This window comes from Streptomyces cupreus (assembly GCF_014257025.1).
Taxonomy (GTDB): domain Bacteria; phylum Actinomycetota; class Actinomycetes; order Streptomycetales; family Streptomycetaceae; genus Streptomyces; species Streptomyces cupreus.
In genome coordinates this window covers 76,148-102,812 of record NZ_JACMSF010000030.1, presented here as the reverse complement: position 1 = coordinate 102,812, position 26,665 = coordinate 76,148, and the positions used below count along the sequence as shown (strand labels likewise).

Annotated in this window: 18 protein-coding genes; 12 read left to right on the top strand and 6 right to left on the bottom strand. The window is 72.2% G+C overall.

Annotated elements, in window-relative coordinates; all coding sequences use genetic code 11:
• Positions 1 to 29: 29 nt before the first annotated feature.
• The 3 genes from H4N64_RS25745 to H4N64_RS25735 all read right to left on the bottom strand — a co-directional run bounded on the left by H4N64_RS25745 (position 30) and on the right by H4N64_RS25735 (position 1,459).
• Positions 30 to 257 carry a DUF3107 domain-containing protein gene (locus tag H4N64_RS25745; protein ID WP_037674258.1) on the bottom strand — a complete coding sequence of 76 codons (228 nt, stop codon included), beginning with the start codon at positions 255 to 257 and terminating at the stop codon, positions 30 to 32.
• A gap of 135 nt (positions 258 to 392) precedes the next feature.
• Positions 393 to 1,037, bottom strand: a complete 645-nt coding sequence (locus tag H4N64_RS25740; protein ID WP_186284788.1) for a TetR family transcriptional regulator — start codon at positions 1,035 to 1,037, stop codon at positions 393 to 395.
• Between the two features lie 197 nt (positions 1,038 to 1,234).
• Positions 1,235 to 1,459 carry a hypothetical protein gene (locus H4N64_RS25735; protein WP_186284787.1) on the bottom strand — a complete coding sequence of 75 codons (225 nt, stop codon included), beginning with the start codon at positions 1,457 to 1,459 and terminating at the stop codon, positions 1,235 to 1,237.
• A gap of 261 nt (positions 1,460 to 1,720) precedes the next feature.
• Between H4N64_RS25735 and H4N64_RS25730 the strand changes: the two genes are divergently transcribed.
• The 7 genes from H4N64_RS25730 to moeZ all read left to right on the top strand — a co-directional run bounded on the left by H4N64_RS25730 (position 1,721) and on the right by moeZ (position 10,359).
• Positions 1,721 to 2,737 (top strand): alpha/beta fold hydrolase, encoded by a 1,017-nt coding sequence (locus H4N64_RS25730; protein ID WP_186284786.1) that lies wholly within the window; start codon positions 1,721 to 1,723, stop codon positions 2,735 to 2,737.
• A 7-nt stretch (positions 2,738 to 2,744) separates the two neighbouring features.
• Positions 2,745 to 4,175, top strand: a complete 1,431-nt coding sequence (locus H4N64_RS25725) for a DUF3152 domain-containing protein (protein WP_186284785.1) — start codon at positions 2,745 to 2,747, stop codon at positions 4,173 to 4,175.
• Between the two features lie 180 nt (positions 4,176 to 4,355).
• On the top strand, positions 4,356 to 6,062 hold the full coding sequence (locus H4N64_RS25720) for a DUF3492 domain-containing protein (RefSeq protein WP_186284784.1): 1,707 nt from the start codon (positions 4,356 to 4,358) through the stop codon (positions 6,060 to 6,062).
• Positions 6,059 to 7,291: a hypothetical protein gene (locus H4N64_RS25715; protein WP_186284783.1), complete on the top strand. Its 1,233-nt coding sequence runs from the start codon at positions 6,059 to 6,061 to the stop codon at positions 7,289 to 7,291. The genes H4N64_RS25720 and H4N64_RS25715 overlap by 4 nt, the downstream gene beginning before the upstream one ends.
• A gap of 129 nt (positions 7,292 to 7,420) precedes the next feature.
• Positions 7,421 to 8,380, top strand: coding sequence for an NAD-dependent epimerase/dehydratase family protein (locus H4N64_RS25710; RefSeq protein ID WP_186284782.1), 960 nt, complete (start codon positions 7,421 to 7,423; stop codon positions 8,378 to 8,380).
• Positions 8,368 to 9,117 (top strand): spherulation-specific family 4 protein, encoded by a 750-nt coding sequence (locus tag H4N64_RS25705; RefSeq protein ID WP_186284781.1) that lies wholly within the window; start codon positions 8,368 to 8,370, stop codon positions 9,115 to 9,117. Before H4N64_RS25710 ends, H4N64_RS25705 begins: the two co-directional genes overlap by 13 nt.
• A gap of 63 nt (positions 9,118 to 9,180) precedes the next feature.
• Positions 9,181 to 10,359: an adenylyltransferase/sulfurtransferase MoeZ gene (moeZ, locus tag H4N64_RS25700; protein WP_186284780.1), complete on the top strand. Its 1,179-nt coding sequence runs from the start codon at positions 9,181 to 9,183 to the stop codon at positions 10,357 to 10,359.
• Between the two features lie 62 nt (positions 10,360 to 10,421).
• Here the strand turns inward: moeZ and H4N64_RS25695 are convergent, their stop codons facing one another.
• The 3 genes from H4N64_RS25695 to H4N64_RS25685 form a co-directional block, all read right to left on the bottom strand.
• Positions 10,422 to 11,975, bottom strand: coding sequence for an alpha/beta hydrolase (locus H4N64_RS25695; protein WP_186284779.1), 1,554 nt, complete (start codon positions 11,973 to 11,975; stop codon positions 10,422 to 10,424).
• Positions 11,976 to 12,111: 136 nt separating this feature from the next.
• Entirely contained in the window at positions 12,112 to 13,653 is a 1,542-nt protein-coding gene (locus tag H4N64_RS25690) for an alpha/beta hydrolase (protein WP_186284778.1), read from the bottom strand.
• A gap of 74 nt (positions 13,654 to 13,727) precedes the next feature.
• Positions 13,728 to 16,457 carry a lysylphosphatidylglycerol synthase transmembrane domain-containing protein gene (locus H4N64_RS25685; RefSeq protein ID WP_186284777.1) on the bottom strand — a complete coding sequence of 910 codons (2,730 nt, stop codon included), beginning with the start codon at positions 16,455 to 16,457 and terminating at the stop codon, positions 13,728 to 13,730.
• A 186-nt stretch (positions 16,458 to 16,643) separates the two neighbouring features.
• On the opposite strand from H4N64_RS25685, the gene H4N64_RS25680 reads away from it, so the two are divergent.
• The 5 genes from H4N64_RS25680 (at position 16,644) to nudC (ending at position 26,659) form a co-directional block, all read left to right on the top strand.
• On the top strand, positions 16,644 to 17,030 hold the full coding sequence (locus H4N64_RS25680; protein WP_186284776.1) for an MGMT family protein: 387 nt from the start codon (positions 16,644 to 16,646) through the stop codon (positions 17,028 to 17,030).
• 258 nt (positions 17,031 to 17,288) lie between these two features.
• Entirely contained in the window at positions 17,289 to 20,612 is a 3,324-nt protein-coding gene (locus H4N64_RS25675; protein WP_186284775.1) for a UvrD-helicase domain-containing protein, read from the top strand.
• Positions 20,613 to 20,703: 91 nt separating this feature from the next.
• Positions 20,704 to 24,135: a UvrD-helicase domain-containing protein gene (locus tag H4N64_RS25670; protein WP_186284774.1), complete on the top strand. Its 3,432-nt coding sequence runs from the start codon at positions 20,704 to 20,706 to the stop codon at positions 24,133 to 24,135.
• 10 nt (positions 24,136 to 24,145) lie between these two features.
• Positions 24,146 to 25,558: a dipeptidase gene (locus tag H4N64_RS25665; RefSeq protein WP_186284773.1), complete on the top strand. Its 1,413-nt coding sequence runs from the start codon at positions 24,146 to 24,148 to the stop codon at positions 25,556 to 25,558.
• Between the two features lie 156 nt (positions 25,559 to 25,714).
• A complete protein-coding gene (nudC, locus tag H4N64_RS25660; RefSeq protein ID WP_186284772.1) occupies positions 25,715 to 26,659 on the top strand; it encodes an NAD(+) diphosphatase in 945 nt (314 codons plus the stop codon).
• The last annotated feature ends 6 nt before the right edge of the window (positions 26,660 to 26,665 follow it).

Here is a 26,665-nt window from a genome sequence, read left to right as displayed (position 1 = left end):
TCCGCCGGGCCCTCCGTCGCAGCTGCTGCTTACAGCGCGCCGAAACCCACCTTGCGCGGGGCCGGCTCGCCGAGCTCGACGTACGCGAGACGGTCGGCCGGGACGAGGACCTTGCGGCCGTGCTCGTCCACGAGGCTCAGCAGCGCCGACTTGCCGGCCAGCGCCTCGGACACCGCCCGCTCGACCTCCTCGGCACTCTGACCGCTCTCCAGAACGATCTCGCGGGGCGCGTGCTGCACGCCGATCTTGACCTCCACGGCTATGTCCCTCCGACGGTCAGTGAAGTGCGCGACCTTCCGCGCCGTACCCAGCACACATTAGCCCGGTGAGGGGACGTACACGCTCCGCGCAAGAACGCCAGGAGCGAACAGCGGGCGGGAACAAGCGGTGCGTCAGTGGTGCTGGTCGGTGCCGTGCAGCGGGAAGCCCGCGATGCCCCGCCAGGCGAGCGAGGTCAGCAGCTGCACCGCCTGCTCGCGCGGGACGCTGCGGTCGCTGTGCAGCCAGGAGCGGGCCACGACCTGGGCGAGGCCGCCGAGACCGGAGGCCAGCAGCATCGACTCCGCGCGCGAGAGGCCGGTGTCCTCGGCGATGACGTCGCGGATCGCCTCGGCGCACTCGATCGTGACCTTGTCCACGCGCTCGCGCACGGCCGGTTCGTTCGTCAGGTCCGACTCGAAGACCAGCCGGAAGGCGCCGCCGTCGTCCTCGACGTAGGCGAAGTAGGCGTCCATGGTCGCCCGTACGCGCTGCTTGTTGTCGGTCGTCGACGCGAGCGCGTTCCGTACGGCCTGGATCAGGGACTCGCAGTGCTGGTCCAGCAGGGCGAGATACAGGTCCAGCTTGCCCGGGAAGTGCTGGTAGAGCACCGGCTTGCTGACGCCGGCGCGCTCGGCGATGTCGTCCATCGCGGCCGCGTGGTACCCCTGCGCCACGAAGACCTCCTGCGCGGCGCCCAGCAGCTGGTTCCTACGGGCACGGCGCGGCAGGCGCGTACCTCGCGGGCGTGCCGCCTCTGTCTGCTCGATGGCTGTCACGCCGCCTCCCAAAGTCGTCCACATGCGGTGTGCGCCGCGCCGCCATCGTACTTTTCGGTAACCCTGGTGTGCGCGGTGCGAGCGCAGAATTTCACGGACCGGACGGTGACGAAAACCGTGCGGAAGGTTTCAAAGCGGGGCGAGCGGGGCAAAAAACGGCCTCTCTCCTGCTCAGTGGACCCTTTCGGCACTGCCCGTCACCGATAGTCGTCCTCGTCCTGCGAGACGACCCGGGCCTGTTCCGCCAGGTCGGCGACGTTGGCGCGGTCCTGGTCGGCTTCGTTCAGCGGCTCGTCGCGGTCGGGTGAGAGGGCGGCGTGCTGCTCGGCCGCGTCGGCCGGGGGAGCCTCGACGTCGACCTCCTGGGCTTCCTGGGTGTCCTCGTCCTCGAATGTCTCGGGATCGCTGGGGTCTACGGCCATGGTGGGCTCCCTTCCTACGAACGTCCCTGAGAGAAGCAGGGGCCACACCGGGTGCCCTCTGTATGAGCCTAGGAGACACCCGATCCGGACGCTATGCGATCCGCGTCCGAGAGGTCACTCCCTGCGCACTCGGTTGGTTGTCGGCTGGTCGTTCTGACGCGTTTTCGGGGTGAGGATGCGTGCCGGTGCGTGCCGGACACTCCGTCGGCTTGTGACGGCGAACACATGAACCACTGCGTGATCGTCTCGTAACATTGCCGCATGTCTTCGACCGAGCTGCCGTCCGCCGCCCCGGCGGCCAACGTGCTTCCGAAGGTGTCGGCCGTCCGGGTCGCGAAGGGCGAGCGGCTGCGGTCCGTCGGGCTGCCGGGGATCACTCTGACGGTACGGTCCAGGCCGCCCGCGCGCGCGGGGCTGTCGCCGGCGTTGTACGTCCATGGGCTCGGCGGTTCCTCCCAGAACTGGTCGGAGCTGATGGAGGAGCTGGAGGCGGACGTCGACGGCGAGGCCGTGGACCTGCCCGGCTTCGGTGACTCCCCGCCGCCGGACGACGGCGACTACTCGATCACCGCCCACGCGCGTGCGGTCATCCGTTACCTCGACGCCTCGGGGCGCGGGCCCGTGCACCTTTTCGGAAACTCGCTCGGTGGCGCGGTCGCCACGCGCGTCTCCGCCGTACGACCCGATCTCGTCCGTACGCTCACGCTCGTGTCGCCCGCCCTTCCCGAGATCCGAGTCCAACGCACCGCCGTCCCCACCGCGCTGCTGGCGCTGCCCGGCGTGGTCACCCTGTTCACCCGGCTCACCAAGCAGTGGTCGGCGGAGCAGCGGGTGCGCGGGGTCATGGCCCTTTGTTACGGCGATCCCGGGCGGGTGACCCCGGAGGGGTTCCGCAACGCCGTGGAGGAGATGGAGCGGCGGCTGCAACTGCCGTACTTCTGGGACGCGATGGCGCGCTCCGCGCGCGGGATCGTCAACGCCTACACGCTCGGCGGTCAGCACGCGCTCTGGCGCCAGGCCGAGCGCGTCCTCGCCCCGACGCTCCTCGTCTACGGCGGCCGGGACCAGCTCGTCGGCTACCGCATGGCCCAGCGCGCGGCCCGCGCCTTCCGCCACTCCCGGCTGCTGAGCCTGCCGGAGGCCGGGCATGTGGCGATGATGGAGTATCCGGACGTGGTGGCCCGGGCCTTCCGTGAACTGCGCGCCGACGTCGAGGGCGGCGATACCGACGCGGCCTCGGACGACGGTGACGCACTGACCGAGACCGCGGGGAGCTGAGGCGCGAGTGGGACGCCACAGTCGGCGGGGGCCCGCGCCCAAGGGGGACGCGGCGGACAGGACGGGGCGGCGGGGGGCTCCGGGGGTTGCCGACGGGACTCCGGCTCATGGGGTGCCGCGGTTCCCTGACGGGACTCCGGCTCATGGGGTGCCGCGGTTCCCTGATGGGACTCCGGCTCATGGGGTGCCGCGGTTCCCTGACGGGACTCCGGCTCATGGGGTGCCGCGGTTCCCTGATGGGACCCCGGCTCATGGCGTGCCCCGCCTGCCTGACGGCACCCCGGCCCACGGCACCCCCCGCTATCCCGACGGCACCCCCCCACATGGCGTACCCCAGGTCCGTGGCGGGCACCCCGAGCATCGTGAAGCCGGCGGTGGCTGGGGTCAGTTGAGAAGCGGGCCGGTCGCGGGCGGGGTCGGGATACCGCATCAGCAGCCCGCGGCCGAGCGTCGTGGGCCCCGGCAGGATTACGTCGACGCCTTCGACGAGGATGTCGACGTCTTCACGCCCCGGACCTCCGCCGACCCGTACGCCTCCGTCACCGACTGGTCCGCCGCGGTCGGGGTGCCGAGCGAGACCGAGGCCGACTCCCCGCCGCCCACTGGCGAACCCGCCTCCGGCAAGGGATCCAAGGGGCGTGCCTTCACCGGTATCGCGGCCGCCGCCGTCACCACCGTGCTCGCGGTCGTGGTCGCGGGGCAGGTCACGGACCGGGGCGAGGACTCCGACGTACAGTCGCAGTCGGCCACCGACCAGGCGCGGGACGCGCGGGACTCCGCCTCGCGAGGGGAAGGGCGGCCGGCGCCGTCCGGGTCGGCGGTGGCGGCGCTGACGTACGAGCAGAAGATGGGCAAGACGTATGCGCTGAGCGCCACGCTCGACGGGCCGGGGAAGTTCGACGCCGTCAAGGGCGTCGACAGGGCGCCCGGCCAGGGGCAGAAGTTCACCTACCGGGTGGATGTGGAGCAGGGGCTCGGGCTGGACGGCGAGCTGTTCGCGCAGGCCGTGCAGAGGACGCTGAACGACGACCGGAGCTGGGCGCACAACGGCGCCCGTACCTTCGAGCGCGTCTACTCCGGCAAGCCCGACTTCGTGATCACCCTGGCCAGCCCGGGCACGACCGCCGACTGGTGTGCCAAATCGGGCCTGGACACCACCGTGGACAACGTGTCCTGCGACTCGGCCGCCACCGAGCGCGTGATGATCAACGCCTATCGCTGGGCGCAGGGGTCGGAGACCTACGGCGATCAGATCCACGCCTACCGGCAGATGCTGATCAACCACGAGGTCGGCCACCGGCTCGGCTTCCACCATGTGACCTGCGACAAGGACGGCGATCTCGCCCCGGTCATGCAGCAGCAGACCAAGTTCCTGGACCACGACGGGATCAGCTGCCGCGCCAACCCCTGGGCGTACCCCGGGCATGACGAAACGTAATCACTTGATTTCTTAGCGCGACCGAACGCGACCCGCACGGGAAAGTTACGACCGTTCACCCCTTTTGGTGGCGCGATGGACAACCGTCCGTCGCGCCACCCCCTTGTCCGCATACGTTCGTCCCGCTGCGAGTCGTCGGGTCAACGGCGGCTCCCCTTACGGGAGATCGGGGGTGCGCTCGTGCGCATCGGACTGCTTACGGAGGGTGGCTATCCGTATGTGAGCGGTGACGCCAGGCTCTGGTGCGACCGGCTCGTGCGCGGGCTCGGGCAGCACGAGTTCGACGTCTACGCGCTCAGTCGCAGCGAGCGCCAGGAGTACGAGGGGTGGGTCTCGCTGCCACCGCAGGTCAGACGGGTGCGGACGGCGCCGCTGTGGAGCGCGGAGGACGACGGTGTGGTGCTCGGGCGGAGTGCGCGTCGGCGCTTCTCGGAGCGCTACGGCGCGCTGGCGTCGGCGCTGTGCGCCGGACCCGATGCCCAGGACGGTGTTTCCGAGGGGCCGTCGGATGATGTGGCGGACCGTTTCGGCAACGCGCTGTACGGGCTCGCCGAACTCGCCCGCGATGAGGGCGGCCTGTCGGGCGCACTCCGGTCCGAGACCGCCGTACGCGCTCTGGAGCGCGCCTGTCGCGCGCCGGGTGCCCTCCGCACGGCGCGCGAGGCGCGCGTCCCCGATCTGCTCACCGTCGCCGCGCACCTGGAGCGCGTCCTGCGCCCCCTCTCGCTCGACTGGTACGAGGACGTAGGGCTCGGCTCGGTCGACCTGTGCCACGCCGCCTCCGGCGGCCCTGCGGCCCTGCCAGGACTGCTCGCCCGGCACTTCTCGGGCGTACCGCTGCTGGTGACCGAGTACAGCGTGCGGCTGCGTTCGCACTACCTCGCCACCACCGACGCCCCGCCCCCCGTACGGGCGCTGCTCGCCGCCTTCCACGGCCGGCTCGCCGCCGAGATCTACGGCCGGGCCGAGATCGTCACACCCGGCAACGCGCACGCCCGCCGCTGGCAGGAGCACTGCGGCGCCGACCGCGCCAAACTGCGCACCGTCTACCCCGGCATGGACGCCTCCCGATTCGCGGAGGTCGGCGAGGCCCCGGAGCGCGCCGACCCGGGCACCCTGGTGTGGGTCGGCCGCGTGGAGCCCGCGAAGGACCTGGTGTCGCTGCTCCACGCCTTCGCCGAGATCCGCAAGGAGGAACCGAAGACGCGGCTGCGGATCGTCGGCGCCCCGGCCGGCTCCGAGGGCGCGGCCTATCTCGGCCACTGCAAGGCGCTGGCCGCACAGCTCTTCCCCGACGAGGCGGACGGACTGCACGCCGTCGGCGACAACCCCGTGTCCTTCGAGGAGATCGGCGGCCCCGAACTGCCGTCGCTCGCCGACGCGTACGCCGCGGGCGCCGTGGCCGTGCTGTCCAGTGTCGTCGAAGGGTTCCCGATCAGCCTGGTCGAGGCCATGTTCTGCGGCCGCGCGACGGTGTCCACGGACGTGGGCGCGGTGGTGGAGGTCATCGGCGGCACCGGACTCGTCGTTCCGCCGCGCAACCCGAGGGCGCTCGCCGAGGCGTGCGTGGCGCTGCTGCGCGACCCCGAGCGCCGCGAGCGCCTGGGCGCCGCCGCACGCGCGCGTGCCCTCGAACTGTTCACCGTCGAGCAGAACATCGCCGCATTTCACGGCATTTACCTGGAGATCGTCGCGCGCTGCCCGGTCCGTCGCGTCCTCCTCGACGAGACCGGCGAACCCCTGCCCTTCGCCGTCCCCGCCGAGGCCCATGTCCCCGGCCGCTGGACCGGCCCCGCCACGCGTCTGGTGGCCCGGGGCGGGCCCGGCTGGGCGGCGGGCCCTCCCGTACGGGCCACTCCGCGCGTGGCCGCGGAGGGGGCGCGATGAGCGGGCTCGGCGGACTGGACCGCCCCGGGACCTCGACCAGCCCAGGGGCCCGGGACGCACGGTCGAACGAGTCGCTGGTGACGGAGACGGACGGACCGGACCCGGGCGAGCCCGGCTCCGCGCCCGCGACGGAGCGCCGCGCGCGCCGGCCCGCCGTCGACCCCGTCAAGACGCTGATGCACCGTCACCGCGAGCTGTGCGAACGAGCCGTGGACCCTCTGGAGATCGCCGCGGGCCTGGAGGCGCACGGCGTCACCGACCGCACCGCGGCCCGCTTCCGCCACCGGGACGTCTTCTCTCTCGCCGAGGAGATGTACGCGCGCGTGCCCCGCGACGGAGACGCGCCGGCGCGCACCACGCCCCCGAGCGCCCCCCGGGTACGGGCCGACTGGGCCGTCCTCGCGCTGCTCCCCGGGACGTTGTGCGCGGCAGCGGTGACCGCCCTGCGGCACGCCGAGGGGCAGGCACGCCTGATCATTGCCGTGGTGGGTGTCCTCGCCGTGGCCGTAGTGCTGCGCGTCGCCCTCTCCCGTGGCCCACTGCGCGTCGCGGACCGCGCCCAGCGCCCCACGGCGGCTTGGACCTGCGGGCTGATCGCCTACGCGGCCCTCGGCGACGGACTGCTGAGGGCGGCCCTCGCCGACGGCCCCGACGCCCTCCCCACGGGCTCCCCGGACGGCGCCTGGCCCCTGGCCGCCGCCGGTGTCCTCGCCCTCGCCCTGTCCTGCGCCCCCGCGGCCTGGTGCGCCCACCTCTTCACCGCCCGCGCCCGCCGCAGACTCGCGGCCAGCCGGGGCCTTGAGGAGTACGCCACCTCCGTACAGCCCCTGCTGCTCGGCACGTTCGCCCTGTTCCTGGCCTCCCTCGCCGCCCTCACGGCACTGTCCGGCGCAGCCCTGGACGAGACCGCGGCCCACCCCCAGGTCCTCACCCTGGGCGCCCTCCTGCTGCTCGCCCGGCTCCTCGGCGCTCACGGCTTCACCCATGCCCCCGCGGCGGTCCTCGGCGCCGCCGCGACCGCCGAGGCAGTGGCCCTCGCCTCGGTGTTCGCCGCCCGCCTCCCCGGCTGCGGCTTCCTGGCCACTCCCGTGGAGGCCCTCGTCACCGCCTGGGGACCGGGCGCCGTTCCCACGCTCGTCTGTGGCACGGGCGCTCTGACCCTGCTCATCCACTCCTCCCGCACCCTGACCCGGGCCTCGGCCCACGCCACGCCGGACGCACCGTGCTGACGCGACGTGTGCGAGCGAGCGCGTGCCCCCCAACGCGCGCAGGCCGCCCGAGGCACCGGTCCATCCCTTCGAAGGAGAACCGCACATGATCACCTCCCGACCCGAGCCTTCGGCCCCGGGAGCCACGCGATGAGAGTCCTGCTGATCGGAGCCAACGGCTACCTCGGCCGCTTCGTCGCCGACCGTCTGCTCGCCGACCCGGCCGTCCAGCTCACCGCGCTCGGCCGCGGCGACGACGCCGACGTCCGCTTCGACCTCGCGTCCGGCAGCCCCGGCGCCCTCACCCGCTTCCTCCACGCGGTCCACCCGGGCGTCGTCGTCAATTGCGCGGGCGCCACCCGGGGCGGCGCCCGCGAACTCACCCGCCACAACACCGTCGCCGTCGCCACCGTCTGCGAGGCGCTGCGCCGCAGCGGCTGCGGCGCGCGTCTGGTGCAGATCGGCTGTGGCGCCGAGTATGGCCCCAGCCAGCCCGGCTCCTCCACGGCCGAGGACGCCGTCCCACGCCCCGGAGGCCCGTACGGTGTGAGCAAACTCGCCGCCACCGAACTCGTCCTCGGCTCCGGCCTGGACGCCGTGGTGCTGCGCGTCTTCTCACCGGCGGGTCCCGGCACCCCCGCCGGATCGCCACTCGGCCGTCTCGCCGAGGCCATGCGCCGCGCGATGCAGTCCGGCGACGGCGAGCTGAAGCTCGGCGGACTCGGCGCCCAGCGCGACTTCGTCGACGTACGCGATGTCGCCCGCGCCGTGCACGCGGCCTCCCTCTCCGCCGCGCAGGGCGTCATCAACATCGGCTCGGGCCGCGCGGTCCGCCTGCGCGACGCCGCCGCGATCCTCGCCCGCGTGGCCGGATACGGCGGCGCGCTCCACGAACTCGACGGCCCTCCGGTACCGCTGCGGGCATCCATCGGGCACCCCCGCTCCGACTCGGACCACGCGGCCCCGGTCGTGTACCCGTACCCGGACGGCTGCGGCAGCTGGCAGCAGGCCGATGTGCGCACCGCACGCGACCGGCTCGGCTGGCGGCCCCGGATCAACCTCGAAGAGTCCCTCGCCGACATCTGGATGGAGGCGGCATGCCGCATCTGACCAGCACCAAACCCGGCACCGCGAGCACCAACCTGCGCACCGGGCTCGGTGTCCCCGGTTTCGCCCACCCCCTCGTCGCCCCGGCCGAGTGGGCCGAGCTCACCCGGCCCGGCACGCCCGTCCACTGGGCCGCACTCGACGTCGCCGACGGTCCCGGCAGCCGCCCCGACCCGCACTGTCTGGCCGCGGCCGGCCGGCTGCGCAACGCCGGGGTCCGGGTCCTCGGTCGGCTCGACAGCACCTACGGCGCCCGCTCCTTCGGGGAGGTGATCTCCGAGGCCCACCGCTATCTCGACTGGTACCAGGTCGACGGCTTCCTGCTGGACCGCTGTCCCACCAAGCGGACGGCACTCCCGGAGATCCGGCGCACGAACGCCACGCTGCGCGCGCTGCGTGACGACGCCCACATCGTCCTCGGCCACGGCACCCACCCCTACCCCGGCTACGCCGAGCACGCCGACCAGCTGGTCACCTTCTCCGGGCCCTGGAGCGACTACCGCTGGTCGCAGGTGGCGGAGTGGACGGCGGACTATCCCCCCGACCGTTTCTGCCACTTCGTCCACGGCGTGCCCGGGGGCCACCTGGAGGAGGCACTGCGCATCGCCCGCTGGCAGGGGGCCGCCACGATCTGGTTCACCGACCGCACGGATCGCGATGGGAGCGCCGACCCTTGGGAGACCATGCCCGGCTACTGGGACGAAATCGTCTCGCGGATCGGAACAGGTGTCTCGGAATGAAAAAGGCCGTGGCACTGTTACGGAGAGAACAACCGTAGTGATGAACCGACCAACGGAGCCCCCGTGTCGCTGCCACCCCTGGTCGAGCCAGCTCCTGAGCTCACCGTAGACGAGGTCCGCAGGTACTCCCGCCACCTGATCATCCCCGATGTGGGGATGGACGGGCAGAAGCGGCTGAAGAACGCCAAGGTGCTCTGTGTGGGCGCCGGCGGCCTGGGCTCGCCGGCGCTGATGTACCTGGCCGCCGCGGGCGTCGGCACCCTCGGCATCGTGGAGTTCGACGAGGTCGACGAGTCGAACCTGCAGCGCCAGATCATCCACAGCCAGGCGGACATCGGCCGCTCCAAGGCCGAGTCCGCGCGCGACTCCGTCCTCGGCATCAACCCGTACGTGAACGTGATCCTTCACGAGGAGCGGCTTGAGGCCGACAACGTGATGGACATCTTCAGCCAGTACGACCTGATCGTCGACGGCACCGACAACTTCGCCACCCGCTACCTGGTGAACGACGCCTGCGTGCTGCTGAACAAGCCGTACGTGTGGGGTTCGATCTACCGGTTCGACGGCCAGGCCTCGGTCTTCTGGTCCGAGCACGGCCCGTGCTACCGCTGCCTCTACCCGGAGCCCCCGCCGCCGGGCATGGTTCCCTCCTGCGCCGAGGGCGGTGTCCTGGGCGTGCTGTGCGCGTCCATCGGCTCCATCCAGGTCACCGAGGCCATCAAGGTCCTCACCGGCACCGGCGAGCCGCTGGTCGGCCGACTGATGATCTACGACGCCCTGGAGATGCAGTACCGCCAGGTGAAGGTCCGCAAGGACCCGAACTGCGCGGTCTGCGGCGAGAACCCGACCGTCACCGAGCTCATCGACTACGAGGCCTTCTGCGGCGTCGTCTCCGAGGAGGCCCAGGAGGCGGCGGCCGGCTCGACGATCACTCCCAAGCAGCTCAAGGAGTGGATCGACGACGGCGAGAACATCGAGATCATCGACGTACGTGAGATCAACGAGTACGAGATCGTCTCCATCCCGGGCGCCAAGCTGATCCCGAAGAACGAGTTCCTCATGGGCACCGCCCTTGAGGGCCTCCCGCAGGACAAGAAGATCGTCCTGCACTGCAAGACCGGTGTCCGCAGTGCGGAAGTCCTCGCGGTCCTGAAGTCCGCGGGCTTCTCCGACGCCGTCCACGTGGGCGGCGGCGTGATCGGCTGGGTCAACCAGATCGAGCCGAGCAAGCCGGTCTACTGACCTCGGTTCTCCGTCACGTCGGGGGCTCCGGGCGCCAAGGGTGTCCGGGGCCCCCGACGGCGTCATGAGCAGACCTTGCCGTCCTTCGGGACCGTGCCGGAGAGCAGGTAGTCGTTCACCGTGGAGTCGACGCAGTCGCTCCCGCTGCCGTAGGCACCGTGGCCCTCGCCCTTCCAGGTGAGCACCACACCGACGCCCTCGCCCAGCTCGTCCGCCATCTTCTGAGCGCCCTCGTACGGCGTCGCCGGGTCGCCGGTGTTGCCGACCACCAGGACCGGCTCCGCACCCGGCGCACTGACCTCCGGGGTGTCGTGCAGGCCGGGCACCGGCCAGTCGTGGCACCAGCCGGCCGTGTCCCAGCCCAGGAACGTCCCGAACACCGGCGAGATCTTCTCGAACTCGGGCAGCAGCCTCTTCGTCTCCTCGGCGGTCGGCCGCTGCTTGGCGTCCAAGCACGATATGACCCGTTGCGAGTGGGTCGTCGTGCCGTAGCTCCCCGACGCGTCACGCTCGTTGTAGCCGTCGGCGAGCGTCAGCAGCTCCGAGCCGTCCCCCTGCTCCGCCGCCTCCAGCGCGCTGGTGAGCGTCGGCCAGCTGGACTCGCTGTACAGCGGCAGCACGATGCCGGTGAGGGCGAGCGTCTGCGTCAGCTTCCGTTCCGACGATGTCGGCAGCGGATTCGTGTCGATCCGCTGCAGCAGGTCCGCGATCTTCCGCGAACCCTCCTCAGGGTCCTGCCCGGTGGACTTCAGGTAGTTGTTCAGCGCCCGCTGGAAGCCCCGGGCCTGGTTCTTGGCGTGGTCCACGGTGTCGGCGCTCGGGTCGACCACCGCGTCGAGGACCAGCCGACCCACGTTCTTCGGGAACAAGTGGGCGTACACACCGCCCAGTTCGGTGCCGTAGGAGATGCCGAAGTAGTGCATCTTGTCGTCGCCGAGGACCTGGCGCATCAGGTCCATGTCGCGGGCGGTGTCCGTGGTCGAGACATGGGCCATCAGCTTCCCGGCCGACTTCGCACAGCCCTTGCCGAAGTCGGCGGCGTCCTTGAGATACGCCGTCTCCTCGGCCGCGGTGTCCGGAGTGGCGTCCACCGCCTCGGCGGCCTGGATCTCTTTGTCGCCGCGGCAGCGCACACCCTCGCTCGCGGCTACCCCGCGCGGGTCGAAGCTCACCAGGTCGTAGCGCTTGTGCAGCTTGGACACGGTGGAGCTGTAGTACGGCATCATCGAGACGCCCGAGCCGCCGGGCCCGCCGAAGTTGAACAGCAGCGAGCCGATGCGGTCGTCCCCCGTCGCCTTGGCGCGGATCAGGGCGATCCCGATCGTCTCGCCCTCCGGCTCTGCCCAGTCCAGCGGCACCTTCAGCGTCGCGCACTGCCAGTCACCGCCCGGCGCCGCCGAGTCCTCGGTGGCCTCGCAGCCGCCCCACTCGAGCTTCTGGGAGGTCAGGGAGGCGGGCAGCGGCGCCGCGGAGTCGGCGGAACCGGCCGACGGTGTCCCGCTGCCGGTCTCCTCGCCCTTGCTGTCACTGGCCCCGTCGCTCCCCGAGCTGCAGCCGGTCACCAGGAGCGTGGCAGCGGCCGTCAGAGCCGCCGCCCACCGTACGAAACGCGCCATGTGCACTACCCCCTCGCAGGCCGTCCGCACCGTGCAGCGGATGGCGGTCAGGCCATAGTAGGCGGAGTGCACGAGACCCGCTCCGGCCTGTGGATAACCTTCTGACCTGCAATTTTGTGGAGCTCGGGGGGTGGCTTCAGGAGCAGACGGTCCCGGCCGCGGGCACTTTCCCCTCCAGCAGATAGCCGTCCACCGCGTTCTGTACGCACTTGCTCTTGGAGTCGTAGGCGCCGTGCCCCTGACCCCTGTACGTCAGCTCGACTCCCACGCCCGCACCCAGCGCCTGCACCATCTTCCGTGCCCCCTCGTACGGCGTGGCCGGGTCGCCGGTGTTGCCCACCACGAGGATCGGCGCCGAGCCGGGCGCGCTCACGTCGGGGTGGTCGGCGACGCCGGCCACGGCCCAGTCGGTGCAGGAGACCATGCCCCAGGCCAGGAAGTCGCCGAACAGCTCGGAGGCGGCCCGGAACTCCGGCAGCTTGGACTGCACGTACTCGGCGGTGTAACGCGGCTTGTCGTCGGCGCAGTTGATGGACACGTTGGCCGCGATGAGGTTGCTGTACTCGCCGTTCTCGCTGCGGCCGTTCATGGAGTCGGACAGCAGCATCAGGATCCGGCCGTCACCGTCGTAGGCCTGCTGAAGGCCCTCGGTGAGGTACTCCCAGAAGTCCGGTGAGTACAGCGCCTGCGCGATGCCGCTGGTCGCGGCGGTCTGGGTCAGATCGCGCGGGAAGATGCCCGGCAGCGGCTTCCTGTCGAGGTCCGCGAGCAGCTTGGCGATACGGTCCTTCACGTCCTGGGCGCTGTCTCCGATCGGGCAGTCCTCGACCTTCGAGGTGCAGTCCTCGGCGAAGTTGTCGAGCGCCAGCTGGAACCCCTTGGCCTGTCCGAGCGAGCCCTGCTCGGGGTCCTGCGTCGGGTCGACGACCGCGTCGAACACGGCACGGCCGACGCGCTCGGGGTACAGATGCGCGTACACACCGCCGAGTTCGGTGCCGTAGGAGATGCCGAAGTAGTGCAGTTCGTCGTCGCCGAGGACGTGGCGCATCAGGTCCATGTCGCGGGCGGCGTCGGTCGTGCGCACCTGCGGCAGCATCTTCTCGGAGTTCTTCTCGCAGGCCTCGTTGAACTCCTTCGTGTTGTCCAGCAGCTCGGTGCGCTCGGCGGCGTCGTCCGGGGTGGCGTCCTGCTGGAAGTACGCGTCGAGCTGCTGGTCGTTCTCGCACTGCACGGGGGCGCTGCGGCCGACTCCGCGCGGGTCGAAGCTCACCAGGTCGTACCGGGTGCGCAGTTTCGCGTAGTCCTCGCCGAAGGCGGGCAGCGTGGTGACGCCCGAGCCGCCGGGCCCCCCGAAGTTGAACAGCAGCGAGCCGATGCGCTTGCTCTTGTCGCCGCTGGCCTCGGCGCGGATCAGCGCGATCCCGATCGTGTCCCCCTTGGGTTCGTCCCAGTCCAAGGGCGCCTTCATGGTGGCGCACTGCCATTCGTCGCCGTTCGGCAGCGGCGAGGGGGGAGCGCCGCCGCCCTCCGCCTGGGAGGGGGCCGGGCAGTCCTTCCAGCTCAGCTTCTGGGCCGTCAGATCCTCGTCCTGGGAGTCGTCGCCGCACCCCGTGAGCAGCGAGGACAGCAGCACGGCGGAGGTGGTCAGGACGGCGGCGCGCAGGCGGGGGTTCGGCATGACCCCATCCTGCGGTCGCGTACGACGGGACGCTCGGGGCACGGGCCGTACGAGGGACGGGGGCGGTCCCCGTACTAGAGCGCGCCCTTGCGGGTGAGGTGGTTGAAGGCCAGCCAGCCAGGCAGGACGGGCAGCCACAGGGTGAGCAGCCGGTACAGCAGGACCGAGGGGGCGGCGACCTCGCTGGGCAGGCCGACGGCGATCAGACCGACCGTCAGGGTCGCCTCGACCGCGCCCACACCGCCCGGCGTCGGGGCGGCGGAGCCGAGCGCGTTGCCCGCGAGGAAGACGACGGCGACGCTGGCGATGCTGATCGACGTCTGCTCGTTGCCGAACGCGCGGATCGACGCGTCCAGGCACATCACGAAGCACGCCGTCAGCAGCAGCATGCCGCCGATGCCCGTGATCAGCTTCTGGGGCCGCTGGAGCACATCGAGCATGCGCGGCACCACGCCCGCGAAAAGCGACCGCACGCGCGTGACGACGAATTTCCGCAGGAACGGCACCGAGGTCACCACGAGCACCAGCACCGCGACCGTCAGCAGACCCGCGATGACCGTCCGGGAAGGCGACAGCGACGGCGTCTTCTCCGTACCGGTCAGATAGCCGAAGGCCAGCAGCATCAGGATGTGGCAGCCGAGCCCGAACAGCTGCGACGCGCCCACGCTCGCCACCGCGAGCCCCGGCCGCACGCCCGCGCGTTGCAGGAACCGGGTGTTGAGCGCGACCCCGCCGACCGCGGCCGGCGCGACGATCTTCACGAAGGATCCGGCGACCTGCGCCGCCACCGTCTGCATGAACGGCACCCGCTCCGGCACGAACCCGAGCAGCGCCATCGCCGCGGCGAAGTAGCTGGCCGCGGAGAACAGCACGGCTGCGGCGACCCAGCCCCACTCGGCGTTGGAAACCAGTGGACCGAACTCGATGTGGGTGAGCTGTGTCAGCAGGAAGTACGCGCCGATGGCACCGGCGATGAAGCTGATCAGGGTGCGCGGCCGCACCCGCTCCAGGCGGGCCGGCTCGACCGGCGCCTGCGGCCTGATCCGCAGCACCTCGTGCCGGATCTGGGTGAGCAGGTCCTCTTCGCGCGCTTCTTCGATGGCTTCGTCGATGGCCCGCTTCTCGGCCCGCTCCTGGGCCCGTACGGTCTTCTTGGCGGCCTTCTCCAGTACGACGGGTCCGGTGTCGCCGGCGGCGGCGTCCACGCGCGCGTGCTTGGCCTGCCGGGAGGCCTCCAGGACCGCCTCGCGCTCGCGTTCCGCCCGCTCCCGGGCGAGCCTGCGCAGCGTCGCGCGCGTGGAGCGCGTCAGCGCGATGGGCTGGAGCATCGGCAGACAGTCGGCCACGGCGTCGGGGCCGAGGACGCCGACCGCCGAGGCGACGGCGCGTTCGGCGCCCACCCGGAGCCCGAGCGTGGTCACGAGCTGGGCGATGTCCATGCGCAGCAGCAGCTCGCCGGCCGCGATCTCGCCGCCGCGCAGATCGGTGAGGATCACCGTGCCGGAACGATCCACCAAAATCGCGTCACCAGCGAGCCTGCGGTGCGCGATGCGCCGGGACTGCAACGCCCGCACCTGATGCCAGGTGTTGCGCAGCAGTTCATCGGTGATCTCCTCGTCGGCGAGCGAGTCCAGAGTGCGTCCGCCGCTGTGCTCGTAGACCAGCATGACCGCGTCGGGGCCGAGCTCGGAGGTCGCGATCAGCTTGGGCGCGTTGGCGCCGGCCGCGATGGCCGCGTAGGCGAGCAGCGCCTCCTGCTCCAGCGCCTGGCGCAGCGACTGGAGGCTGCGGCGGGTGGCGAAGCCGCGCAGCGTCAGATTGCGCCACACGCGATAGAAGAAGCCCTGCGCCTGCTGTTCACGGTCGACGACCGTGACGTCCAGCGGCGGGCCGTCCTCCAGGGTGACGAAGTAGCGTCGGCCGCGGTCCCCGCTGTCGCCGTGGTCCGGGGTCTCGTCCCGGGCCGCGCTCACCGGACGGAAGCCCACGGTCCGCAGGCCCGCCATCAGGGTCCGGCCGGTGGGGCGGACGTTGGGGGAGCCGACCGCGTAGAGCGTGCCGTAGGCCACGGTCCAGCCGATCAGCACCGTGAGGATGATCGAGAACGGGGTGGTGTACCCGGTGACGAGCATCGAGAAGGCGTCGAGCAGCAGCACGATCCACAACACCGCGCGCCATCTCGGCCGACGGGACATGCCGACGGCGGTCATGTACGCGATGACCGGGGCCAGATAGCCGTGCACCGGGTCGGTGAGGGCGTTGATGTCGCCGGGGGAGGGCTGGGTGAGCGCCTCCTGGATCGAGTCGGGGGCGGCCTCGGCGACCCAGAGGTCGGTGGCGAGTGTCACACCGTGCGCGAGGACCGCGGCGAGCACACCGTCGGCGATCCGCAGCCCGTCGCGTTTGATCAGCCGTTCGATCGCGAACGCGACCGGAACCAGCAGGATCGCGATGCTGGAGGCCAGTCCCGCGATCTTGATGAGCAGGTCGGGCGCCTGTCCTGTGCCCTTGTTGATGTCCTGTTCCAGGCCCGAGGTGGTGCCGTGCGCGAACGCGGCGATGGCCAGCAGCACGGCCACCGCGAGGACGCCCACCAGCAGCCGCATGAGGTCGGAGGGACGGTGCACGCGCGCGGGGAGCAGCGGTTCGTCGCCCTCCACCTCGTCGGCGGGCATCTCGTCGTACTCCGCGGGCTTGTCGGCGTCGTTCGTGGCCGCGCCCTTCCTGTCGTCGGCGGCGTCCGGCCGCGACGAAGCCTCAGAGGTGCTCTCCGCATCCTCGGGGTGCACACCCTGCTGCTTCATCGTCTCTTCTTGATCTCGTATCAACGGTCACCGCCCGCACGATGGTGGCATGCCCCACCGACACACGGGGGCGTCAGGGCGCAGATGCGGGGGCGCACAGTCTGCCGGAAGCGCCGCTTCGGGGCGAGGGCCACGCACCGTCGCGGGCCCGTCACATTGTCGGTGGGGTGGGGCAGGATGGGGCGGATGAGCGAGGAGAGCCTTCCGGAGGACGCCCACCCGGAGTACGCGGACGCACTGCCCGAGTACGCCGAGCGGGTCCTTGAGGTCGCCGAACTGATCCCGCCCGGGCGTGTCATGACGTACGGGGACGTCGCCGAGTGGCTCCAGGAGGGCGGCCCGAGACAGGTCGGCCGGGTGATGGCCCTGTACGGCGGAGCCGTTCCGTGGTGGCGTGTCGTCCGCGCGGACGGCGTCCTGCTCCCGGGGCACGAGCTGCGGGCGCTCGGCCACTACCGTGCCGAGGGCACGCCCCTGAAGGAGGCCGGCCGGACCACCGAGGGGCACCTGCCGCGCCTCGACATGAAACGGGCGCGATGGGACGGCGGCGAACGCGCGGAAGGTCACACCTGACAGCTTCCGCCATTCGACGGCTCGCTGTGTGACCCGTGATCCGTGCGGGGGAACAGGGGCACGTTCGTGGCATGACGTACGTTCGTGAGTCAAGGGACGCATGTGGCGCGAGCGCCCCGAGGGATGAATCGGAAGCCCTGCTTCCGCCGGATCCGTCGGCGTAGCGTCGGCTGCACGTGTCCCCCTCATCCCGTCGCCACCGCCCTCCACGCGCGGTGGCCGGCCAACCAGCACACCCCACCAGGACCGGCGAACCACGTGAGCTCCTCTTCCTCCACCAGGCGCCTGTCGCACCCCCAGGTGCGGCAGGGGAGCCGTGGCGCTTACCGACTGGTGCGTACCCCGCCGGCCAGGGTGGACCCCCCTCGTCTGGACGCCGCACAGCGCTCCGTGGTTGACCACGGCACCGGCCCGCTGCTCGTTCTCGCAGGTCCGGGCACCGGAAAGACCACCACGCTGGTCGAGTCGGTGGCTCAGCGGATCGCCCGGGGCGGCGATCCCGCGCGCATACTGGTGCTGACGTTCAGCCGCAAGGCGGCCGTCGAACTGCGGGAGCGCATGGCGCTGCGCACCGGTGCCGCGCGAGCGCCCCAGGCGACCACCTTCCACTCGTTCTGCTACGCCCTGGTCCGCGCCCATCAGGACAGCGAGCTGTTCGTGGAGCCGCTGCGGCTGCTGTCGGGTCCCGAGCAGGACGTGGCCGTGCGCGGGCTGCTCGCGGGCCAGCCGGACCTGGAGCGGCTCGGCCTCGCCCATGTGCGCTGGCCGGACGAACTGCGCGCCTGTCTGACCACCCGCGGCTTCGCCGACGAGGTCCGGGCGGTCCTCGCCCGCAGCCGCGAACTGGGCCTCGGTCCCGACGCCCTGGACGCCTTCGCGCGCCGTATCGGCCGCCCCGACTGGCGGGCCGCGGCCGCCTTCCTCGCCGAGTACCTCGACGTCCTCGACCTCCAGGGCGTGCTCGACTACGCCGAACTCGTCCATCGCGCGGTGCTCCTCGCCCAGCGCCCCGACGTGGGCCGGCAGCTCGCCGACCGGTACGACGCGGTCTTCGTCGACGAATACCAGGACACCGACCCGGCCCAGGTACGGCTGCTGCACGCGCTCGCCGGCGGCGGTCGCACCCTCGTCGCCTTCGGCGACCCGGACCAGTCGATCTACGCGTTCCGGGGCGCCGACGTGAACGGCATCCTGGAGTTCCCGCACGCCTTCCCGCGCGCGGACGGCCGCTCGGCACCCGTCGCGGTCCTGCGCACCTCACGCCGCTCCGGCGGCGCCCTGCTGGCCGCGACCCGGCTGCTGACCCAGCGGATGCCGCTGACCCGCCTGCCCGCCGAGAAGGTCCGCGCCCACCGCGAGCTCACGCGGGTCCGGGACGGGGGCCGTGTCGAGGTGTACACGTACCCGACGCCCGGCACGGAACTGGACAACATCGCCGACATCCTGCGCAGGGCACACCTGGAGGACGGCGTCCCCTGGCGCGAGATGGCCGTCCTGGTGCGCGCCGGCTCCCGCACGATCCCGACCGTCCGCCGTGCCCTCACCTCCGCCGGGGTCCCCCTGGACATCGACGGCGACGACCTCGCCCTTCGCCACGAACCGGCGGTGGCGCCCTTGTTGACGGCGCTGCGGGCGGTGGCCGAGGCGGAGGCTCGGGGAAGCGACGAGGAGGCGGATGGCGTTTCCGCCGAGGAGGACTCGGAGCCCTGCTGGCTCGACACCGAGATCGCCCTGACCCTCCTGGCCTCCCCCCTCGCCGGCATGGACGCGGCCGACCTGCGCCGTCTCGGCCGAGCCCTTCGGGACGAGGAGCGCGCTGCCGGGGTCGCCCTGCCGCCGCCCTCGGACGAACTGCTCGCGCGGGCGCTGGCCGAGCCGGAGCGGCTGGTCGCGCACGACCCCGTGTACGCGCGTGGCGCGCAGCGGCTCGGCGCGCTGCTGCGCAAGGCCCGAGAGCGCCTCGCGGGCGGCGGTACGGCCGAGGAGGCGCTGTGGGACCTGTGGGAGGGCACTCCGTGGCCCGGGCGCCTGGAGCGGGCCGCCCGGCGCGGCGGAGCGGCGGGGCGCAACGCCGACCGCGATCTGGACGCCGTCTGCGCGCTGTTCGCGACCGCGGCCCGCTCCGAGGAGCGCACCGGCGGCCGTGGCGCCCTGAACTTCCTGGAGGAGGTCGAGGCCGAGGACATCGCCGCCGACACCCTCACCCGGCGCGCCCTGCGCCCCGACGCCGTGCGCCTGATGACCGCGCACCGTTCCAAGGGCCTGGAATGGCGGCTGGTCGTCGTCGCGGGAGTCCAGGAGGGACTGTGGCCCGACCTGCGCCGCCGCGGCTCCCTGCTGGAGGCCGACCGGATCGGCCGCGACGGACTCGCCGAACCGCTCACCCCAGGAGCGCTGCTCGCCGAGGAGCGCCGACTGTTCTACGTGGCCGCCACACGCGCGCGTGAGCGCCTCGTCGTCACCGCGGTGAAGGCCCCCGCGGACGACGGCGACCAGCCCTCCCGCTTCCTGACCGAACTCGGCGTCGAACCCAAGGACGTCACCGGACGCCCGCGGCGCCCGCTGTCGGTCGCGGCGCTGGTCGCCGAACTGCGCGCCACGACTGTCGACCCGCGCGTGTCCGACGGCCTCCGGGAGGCCGCCGCCCGCCGCCTTGCCCGGCTCGCCGCACTCGCCGACGAGGACGGCCGCCCGCTGGTCCCCTCGGCCCACCCCTACCGCTGGTGGGGGATGTTCGAGCCGACCGAGAGCAAGGTGCCGCTGCGTGACCGAGACCAGCCCGTGGTGCTCTCCGGCAGCGCCCTCGACCAGCTCGCCAACACCTGCTCCCTGCAGTGGTTCCTGGGCCGTGAGGTGAAGGCCGACGCGCCCGCGACCGTCGCCCAGGGCTTTGGCAACGTGGTGCATGTCCTCGCCGACGAGGTCGCCTCCGGGCACACCCCGGCCGATCTTGCCGTCCTCATGGAGCGCCTCGACTCCGTGTGGAACGCGCTCGCCTTCGACGCGCCGTGGAAGTCGGCGCAGGAGAAGGAGAACGCGCGCGTGGCGCTCGAACGCTTCCTGAAGTGGCACGTCACCGACCGCACCGGCCGTACCCCGGTCACCAGCGAGCACGACTTCGACGTCACCCTCGAAGCGGGCGACTACGAGGTCCGCATCCGCGGCCAGATGGACCGTGTCGAGGCCGACGGCGAAGGACGCGCCTATGTCGTCGACTTCAAGACCGGCAAGCAGGCGCCGAGCTCGGCAGAGGTGGCCCGGCATCCACAGCTCGCCGTCTATCAGCTCGCCGTCCGCGAGGGCGCCGTGGACGAGGCCTTCGACGGGGTGCGCCCCGAGCCGGGCGGTGCCGAACTCGTCCACCTGCGTCAGGGCGCGGCGAAGCGGGACGGCGGCGAGACCCTGCCCAAGGTGCAGGCCCAGGAGCCGCTTGAGGGTGAGTGGGTCGGCGAGCTGCTGGCCACCGCCGCCGGCAAGGTCCTCGACGAGCGGTTCACGCCGACCGCGGGACAGCACTGCACGCACTGCGCGTTCCGGGCATCGTGCAGCGCGCGCCCCGAGGGGCGGCACGTGGTCGAGTGACGGACGGCACCACACGTGCTGACCTGCACTTCTTCGCCCCCGGCGGCAGATTCGGCACCGACTGTCAGTGACCGCCGCTAGCCTCTCTGAGGTGCCGCCACGTATCACCGACCCCGATCAGCTCAAGGAGCTCCTCGGCATCCCGTTCACCCCGGAGCAGACGGCCTGCATCACCGCGCCGCCCGCCCCGCAGGTGATCGTGGCCGGAGCCGGGTCGGGCAAGACCACGGTGATGGCCGCGCGCGTGGTGTGGCTGGTCGGCACCGGCCGGGTCGCCCCCGAGCAGGTCCTCGGCCTGACCTTCACCAACAAGGCCGCCGGTGAACTCGCCGAGCGCGTCCGCAAGGCCCTGATCAAGGCGGGCGTCACCGACCCGGACGTCATCGACCCGGACAACCCCCCGGGTGAGCCGGTGATCTCGACGTACCACGCCTTCGCCGGCCGCCTCCTGACCGACCACGGTCTGCGCATCGGGCTCGAACCGACCTCCCGCCTGCTCGCCGACGCCACCCGCTACCAACTCGCCGCAAGGGTGCTGCGCGAGGCCCCGGGCCCGTACCCGGCGCTGACCCGCTCCTTCGCGGACCTCGTGAGCGACCTCCTCGCGCTCGACGCCGAACTCGCCGAGCACCTCGTACGCCCCGAATCCCTGCGCGCCCACGACGCCGAACTGCTGCTCACGCTGCACGGCGTCAAGCTCACCAACGCCGATCTGCGCAAGGTCCCCGAAACGGTCGCCGCGCGCCGCGAACTGGCCGACCTGGTGGTGCGTTACCGGGCCGCCAAGCGCGAACGCGATCTGCTCGACTTCGGCGACCAGATCGCCCTGTCGGCACAGCTCGCACAGATCCCCGAGGTGGGCCGGATCCTGCGCGACGAGTTCCGCGTGGTCCTCCTCGACGAGTACCAGGACACCTCGGTCGCCCAACGCATCCTGCTGGCGGGCCTGTTCGGCGGCGGCACCGGCCACCCGGTGACCGCCGTGGGCGACCCCTGCCAGGCGATCTACGGCTGGCGCGGCGCCTCCGTCGCCAACCTCGACGACTTCCCCGAGCACTTCGCGCACGCCGACGGCCGCCCCGCCACCCGCCAGGCCCTCAGCGAGAACCGCCGCAGCGGCGGCCGCCTCCTGGACCTCGCCAACGGCCTCGCCGAGCCGCTGCGCGCCATGCACGCGGGCGTGGAGGCCCTCCGCCCCGCCCCGGGCGCCGAACGCGACGGCACGGTCCGCTGCGCCCTGCTGCGCACCCACGCCGAGGAGATCGACTGGATCGCCGACTCCGTCGCCCACCTCGTGAACACCGGCAAGGCTCCCGGCGAGATCGCCGTCCTGTGCCGTACGGCCACCGACTTCGCCGAGATCCAGGGCGCGCTGGTGGCCCGGGACGTCCCCGTCGAGGTGGTCGGCCTGTCCGGACTGCTGCACCTGCCCGAGATCGCCGACCTGGTCGCCGTCTGCGAGGTGCTCCAGGACCCCGGCGCCAACGCCTCCCTGGTGCGCGTGCTGACCGGCCCGCGCTGGCGCATCGGCCCCCGCGACCTCGCCCTCCTGGGGCGCCGGGCACGCCGACTGGTCTCCCACGCGCGCGTGGACGGCGACGACCACCCCGACCGGCGGCTCGCCGAGGCCGTCGAGGGGGTCGACCCCGCCGAGGTGATATCGCTCGCGGACGCCTTGGACACGTTCCTGGAGACGCCCCTCGACGGCGTCGGGGACGACGACGGGCTGCCCTTCTCGCCGGACGCGCGCGTGCGGTTCGCCCGCCTGGCCACCGAACTGCGCGACCTGCGCCGCTCGCTGGCGGACCCGCTGATGGACGTCCTGCACCGCGTCCTCGCCGTCACCGGCCTGGAGGTCGAGCTGTCGGCGTCCCCGCACGCCCTGGCCGCCCGCCGCCGCGAGACCCTGTCGAACTTCCTCGACATCGCCGCCTCCTTCGCCGCGGGCGACGGCGAGGCCACCCTGCTGGCCTTCCTCGGCTTCCTGCGCACGGCCGCCCAGTACGAGAAGGGCCTCGACAACGCCCTCCCGGGCGGCGAGAACACCGTCAAGGTGCTCACCGCGCACAAGTCCAAGGGCCTCGAATGGGACGTCGTCGCCGTACCGGGCCTGGTCACCGGAACCTTCCCGAGCACCCAGGGCCGCGAGAAGTGGACCTCCCAGGGCAAGGTGCTGCCGCACGCCCTGCGCGGCGACGCCGACACCCTGCCCGACGTCGAGGCCTGGGACTCACGCGGCCTGAAGGCCTTCCACGAGGCCATGAAGGAACATCAGCACACCGAGGAACTCCGCCTCGGCTACGTCACCTTCACCCGCCCCCGCTCCCTGCTGCTCGGCTCCGGCCACTGGTGGGGCCCCAGCCAGAAGAAGCCACGCGGCCCCTCCGGCTTCCTCCAGGACCTCCACGACCACTGCGCGGCCGGGTACGGCGAGATCGAGGCCTGGGCGGACGAGCCCACCGAGGACGAGGAGAACCCGGCGCTCCACGCGACCGACGCCGACCAGGTGTGGCCGCTGCCCCTGGACGACGCGGCGCTGGCCCGGCGCAGGGCGGCCGCCGAGACGGTCCTCGCCCACCTCGCCTCCCACGAGGACGACCACCCCGCCGCCACCGCGCACGACCCGGACTGGCCCCCACCGCCGGACGACGAGGACCCCTACGACCCTTACGACCTTCCCGACGGGGATCCGTTCGAGGACGACCCCGCCGACTGGGACTCCTGGACCGCGGACCGCCCGACCGTCCCCCACCAGGCGGCGCCCCTCGAGCCGGAGTCGGCGCACACCCGCCTCACCCCGGAGGAGGTCCGCACCGTCGCCTCCTGGGACCGCGACCTGGACGCCCTCACCGGAGAACTCCTCCGCGCGCGGGACAGCGCCACCGACGTACCCCTGCCGGCCTCCCTGACCGCCTCCCAGGTGCTGCGCCTGGCCGCCGACCCCGACGGACTGGCCCAGGAGCTGGCCCGCCCCATGCCCCGCCCGCCGCAGCCCGCGGCACGGCGCGGCACCCGCTTCCACGCGTGGGTCGAGACCCGCTTCGAAGAGCTGACCCTGCCCATGCTGGAGCCGGAGGAACTGCCCGGCAGCGAGGCCGAGATCGCCGACGAGCGGGACCTGGAGGCGCTCAAGGACGCCTTCGAGCGCACCGAGTACGCCCAGCGCACCCCCTACCGGGTCGAGGCCCCCTTCCAGCTCGCCCTCGCCGGCCGAGTCGTCCGGGGGCGCATCGACGCCGTCTACAAGCAGGGCGAAGGGGAGCTGGCGACGTACGAGATCGTCGACTGGAAGACCAACCGCACCCGCGACGCCGACCCGCTCCAGCTGGCCGTGTACCGGCTGGCGTGGGCGGAGCAGCAGGGGGTGCCCCTGGAATCGGTCAGCGCCGCGTTCCTGTATGTGCGCGGCGGCGAGGTCGTCCGTCCGGAGGACCTTCCGGACCGGGCCGCGCTGGAGCGGCTGCTGACCGAGGAGCCGTCGTGTGACGAACCGCCCAGCAAGGATGTCGGTGCGGGCCGATAGGCTCGTGACCATGAGCCATCCCGTTGACAGCGTCGTCAGCGCCGTCCGTACGTACATCGAGCAGCACCGCGCCGCCTTCCTCGACGATCTCACCGCATGGCTGCGCATCCCCTCCGTGTCGGCCCAGCCCGACCACGCGCCCGACGTACGGCGCAGCGCCGACTGGCTCGCCGTCAAGCTCGCCGAGACCGGCTTCCCGACCGTCGAGATCTGGCGGACGCCCGGCGCCCCGGCCGTCTTCGCCGAGTGGCGCTCCGCGGACCCCGAGGCCCCCACGGTCCTCGTCTACGGCCATCACGACGTACAGCCCGCCGCCCGCGAGGACGGCTGGGACAGCGACCCCTTCGAGCCCGTCGTCCGGGAAAATCGCCTCTACGCGCGCGGGGCGGCCGACGACAAGGGCCAGGTGTTCTTCCACACACTCGGCGTCCGCGCCCACCTCGCCGCGACCGGCCGCACCACCCCGGCCGTCAACCTGAAGCTGCTGATCGAGGGTGAGGAGGAGTCCGGCTCGCCGCACTTCGAGGCCCTCGTCCAGGAGCACGCGGACCGGCTCGCCGCCGACGCCGTGATCGTCTCCGACACCGGCATGTGGTCGGAGGACACCCCGACCGTGTGCACGGGCATGCGTGGCCTCACCGAGTGCGAGATCCGCCTGTACGGCCCCGACCAGGACATCCACTCCGGCTCCTTCGGCGGCGCCGTGCCCAACCCGGCCACCGCCGCCGCCCGCCTGGTCGCCGCCCTGCACGACGAACACGGGCGCGTGGCGATCCCCGGCTTCTACGACGGCGTCGTGGAACTCACCGACCGCGAGCGGGAGCTCTTCGCCGAGCTGCCCTTCGACGAGCAGCGGTGGCTGCGCACCGCCAAGTCCTACGCCACCCACGGCGAGGCCGGGTACTCCACCCTGGAGCGCATCTGGGCCCGCCCCACCGCCGAGGTCAACGGCATCGGCGGGGGCTACCAGGGCCCCGGCAGCAAGACGATCATCCCGTCCGGCGCCATGGTGAAGCTCTCCTTCCGTATGGTCGCGGGCCAGGAGCCCGAGCACATCGAGAAGGCCGTCCGCGCGTGGGCCGTCGAGCAGGTACCCGCCGGGATCCGCTGCGAGGTCGTCTTCGGCCCGGCCACGCGCCCGTGCCTGACGCCGCTGGACCACCCCGCCCTCCAGTCCGTTGCCAACGCCATGGGCCGCGCCTTCGGCAAGCCCGTCCGCTACACCCGCGAGGGCGGCTCGGGACCGGCCGCCGCCCTCCAGGAAGTCCTCGGCGCCCCCGTGCTCTTCCTGGGCATCTCGGTCCCCTCCGACGGCTGGCACGCCCCGAACGAGAAGGTCGAGCTGGACCTGCTGCTCAAGGGCGTCGAGACCACCGCGTACCTGTGGGGCGACCTCGCGGAGAACTGGCGCCATGCGCCCTGAGCTCCCAGCCCCGTCCGGAGCGGCACCGCGCGCGGGGCACACTGGTAGAGCCGCCCCGTACCGCACCGGCCTGCCGGACCCGGTCCCCTCCCGCCCTACGTCCCGCTGAACCGCCCGCCGAAACCAACCGTTCCACCGGGGGAGTTGGAAGCACCCGTGACCACCTGGACCGACCACACCGCCGACCGCCCCATCTCGCTCACCGCACCGAGCGGCATCGACCGCGCCGCCCACCACCGCCTAGACGAGGCCTGGCTGGCGGCGGCATGGAGCCACCCCACGACCCGCTGCTTCGTGGTCTCCGGCGGCCAGGTCCTGATCGACGAGACGGCCGACGGCCGTACCGAACTCGTCATGACCCCCTCCTTCGAGGCCCCCCTCACCGAGGCGCACCGCTACTTCCTCGGCATCGACGAGGACGGCGTCAGCTACTTCGCGCTCCAGAAGGACGCTTTGCCCGGCCGTATCGACCAGTCCGCGCGCCCGGCCGGACTGCGCGAGGCGGGCCTGCTGCTGTCCCCGCGCGACGTCGGCCTGATGGTGCACGCGGTCGGCCTGGAGAACTGGCAGCGCACCCACCGCTTCTGCTCCCGCTGTGGCGACCGCACCGTCATCGCCGCCGCCGGTCACATTCGCCGCTGCCAGGCCTGCGGCGCCGAGCACTACCCGCGCACCGACCCGGCCGTGATCATGGCCGTCACCGACGAGGACGACCGCATCCTGCTGGGCCGTCAGGTCCACTGGCCCGAGGGCCGCTTCTCCACGCTGGCCGGCTTCGTCGAGCCCGGTGAGTCCATCGAGCAGACGGTGCGCCGCGAGGTCTTCGAGGAGGCGGGCATCACCGTCGGCCAGGTCGAGTACGTCGCCAGCCAGCCGTGGCCCTTCCCGTCCAGCCTGATGCTGGGCTTCATGGCCCGCGCCACCTCCACCGAGGTCGACGTCGACGGCGACGAGATCCACGAGGCACGCTGGTTCTCCCGCGATGAACTGGGCGCCGCCTTCGAATCGGGCGAGGTGCTGCCGCCCTACGGCATCTCGATCGCGGCCCGCCTGATCGAGCTCTGGTACGGCAAGCCACTGCCGACGCGGAGTTTCATCTGACCCAGC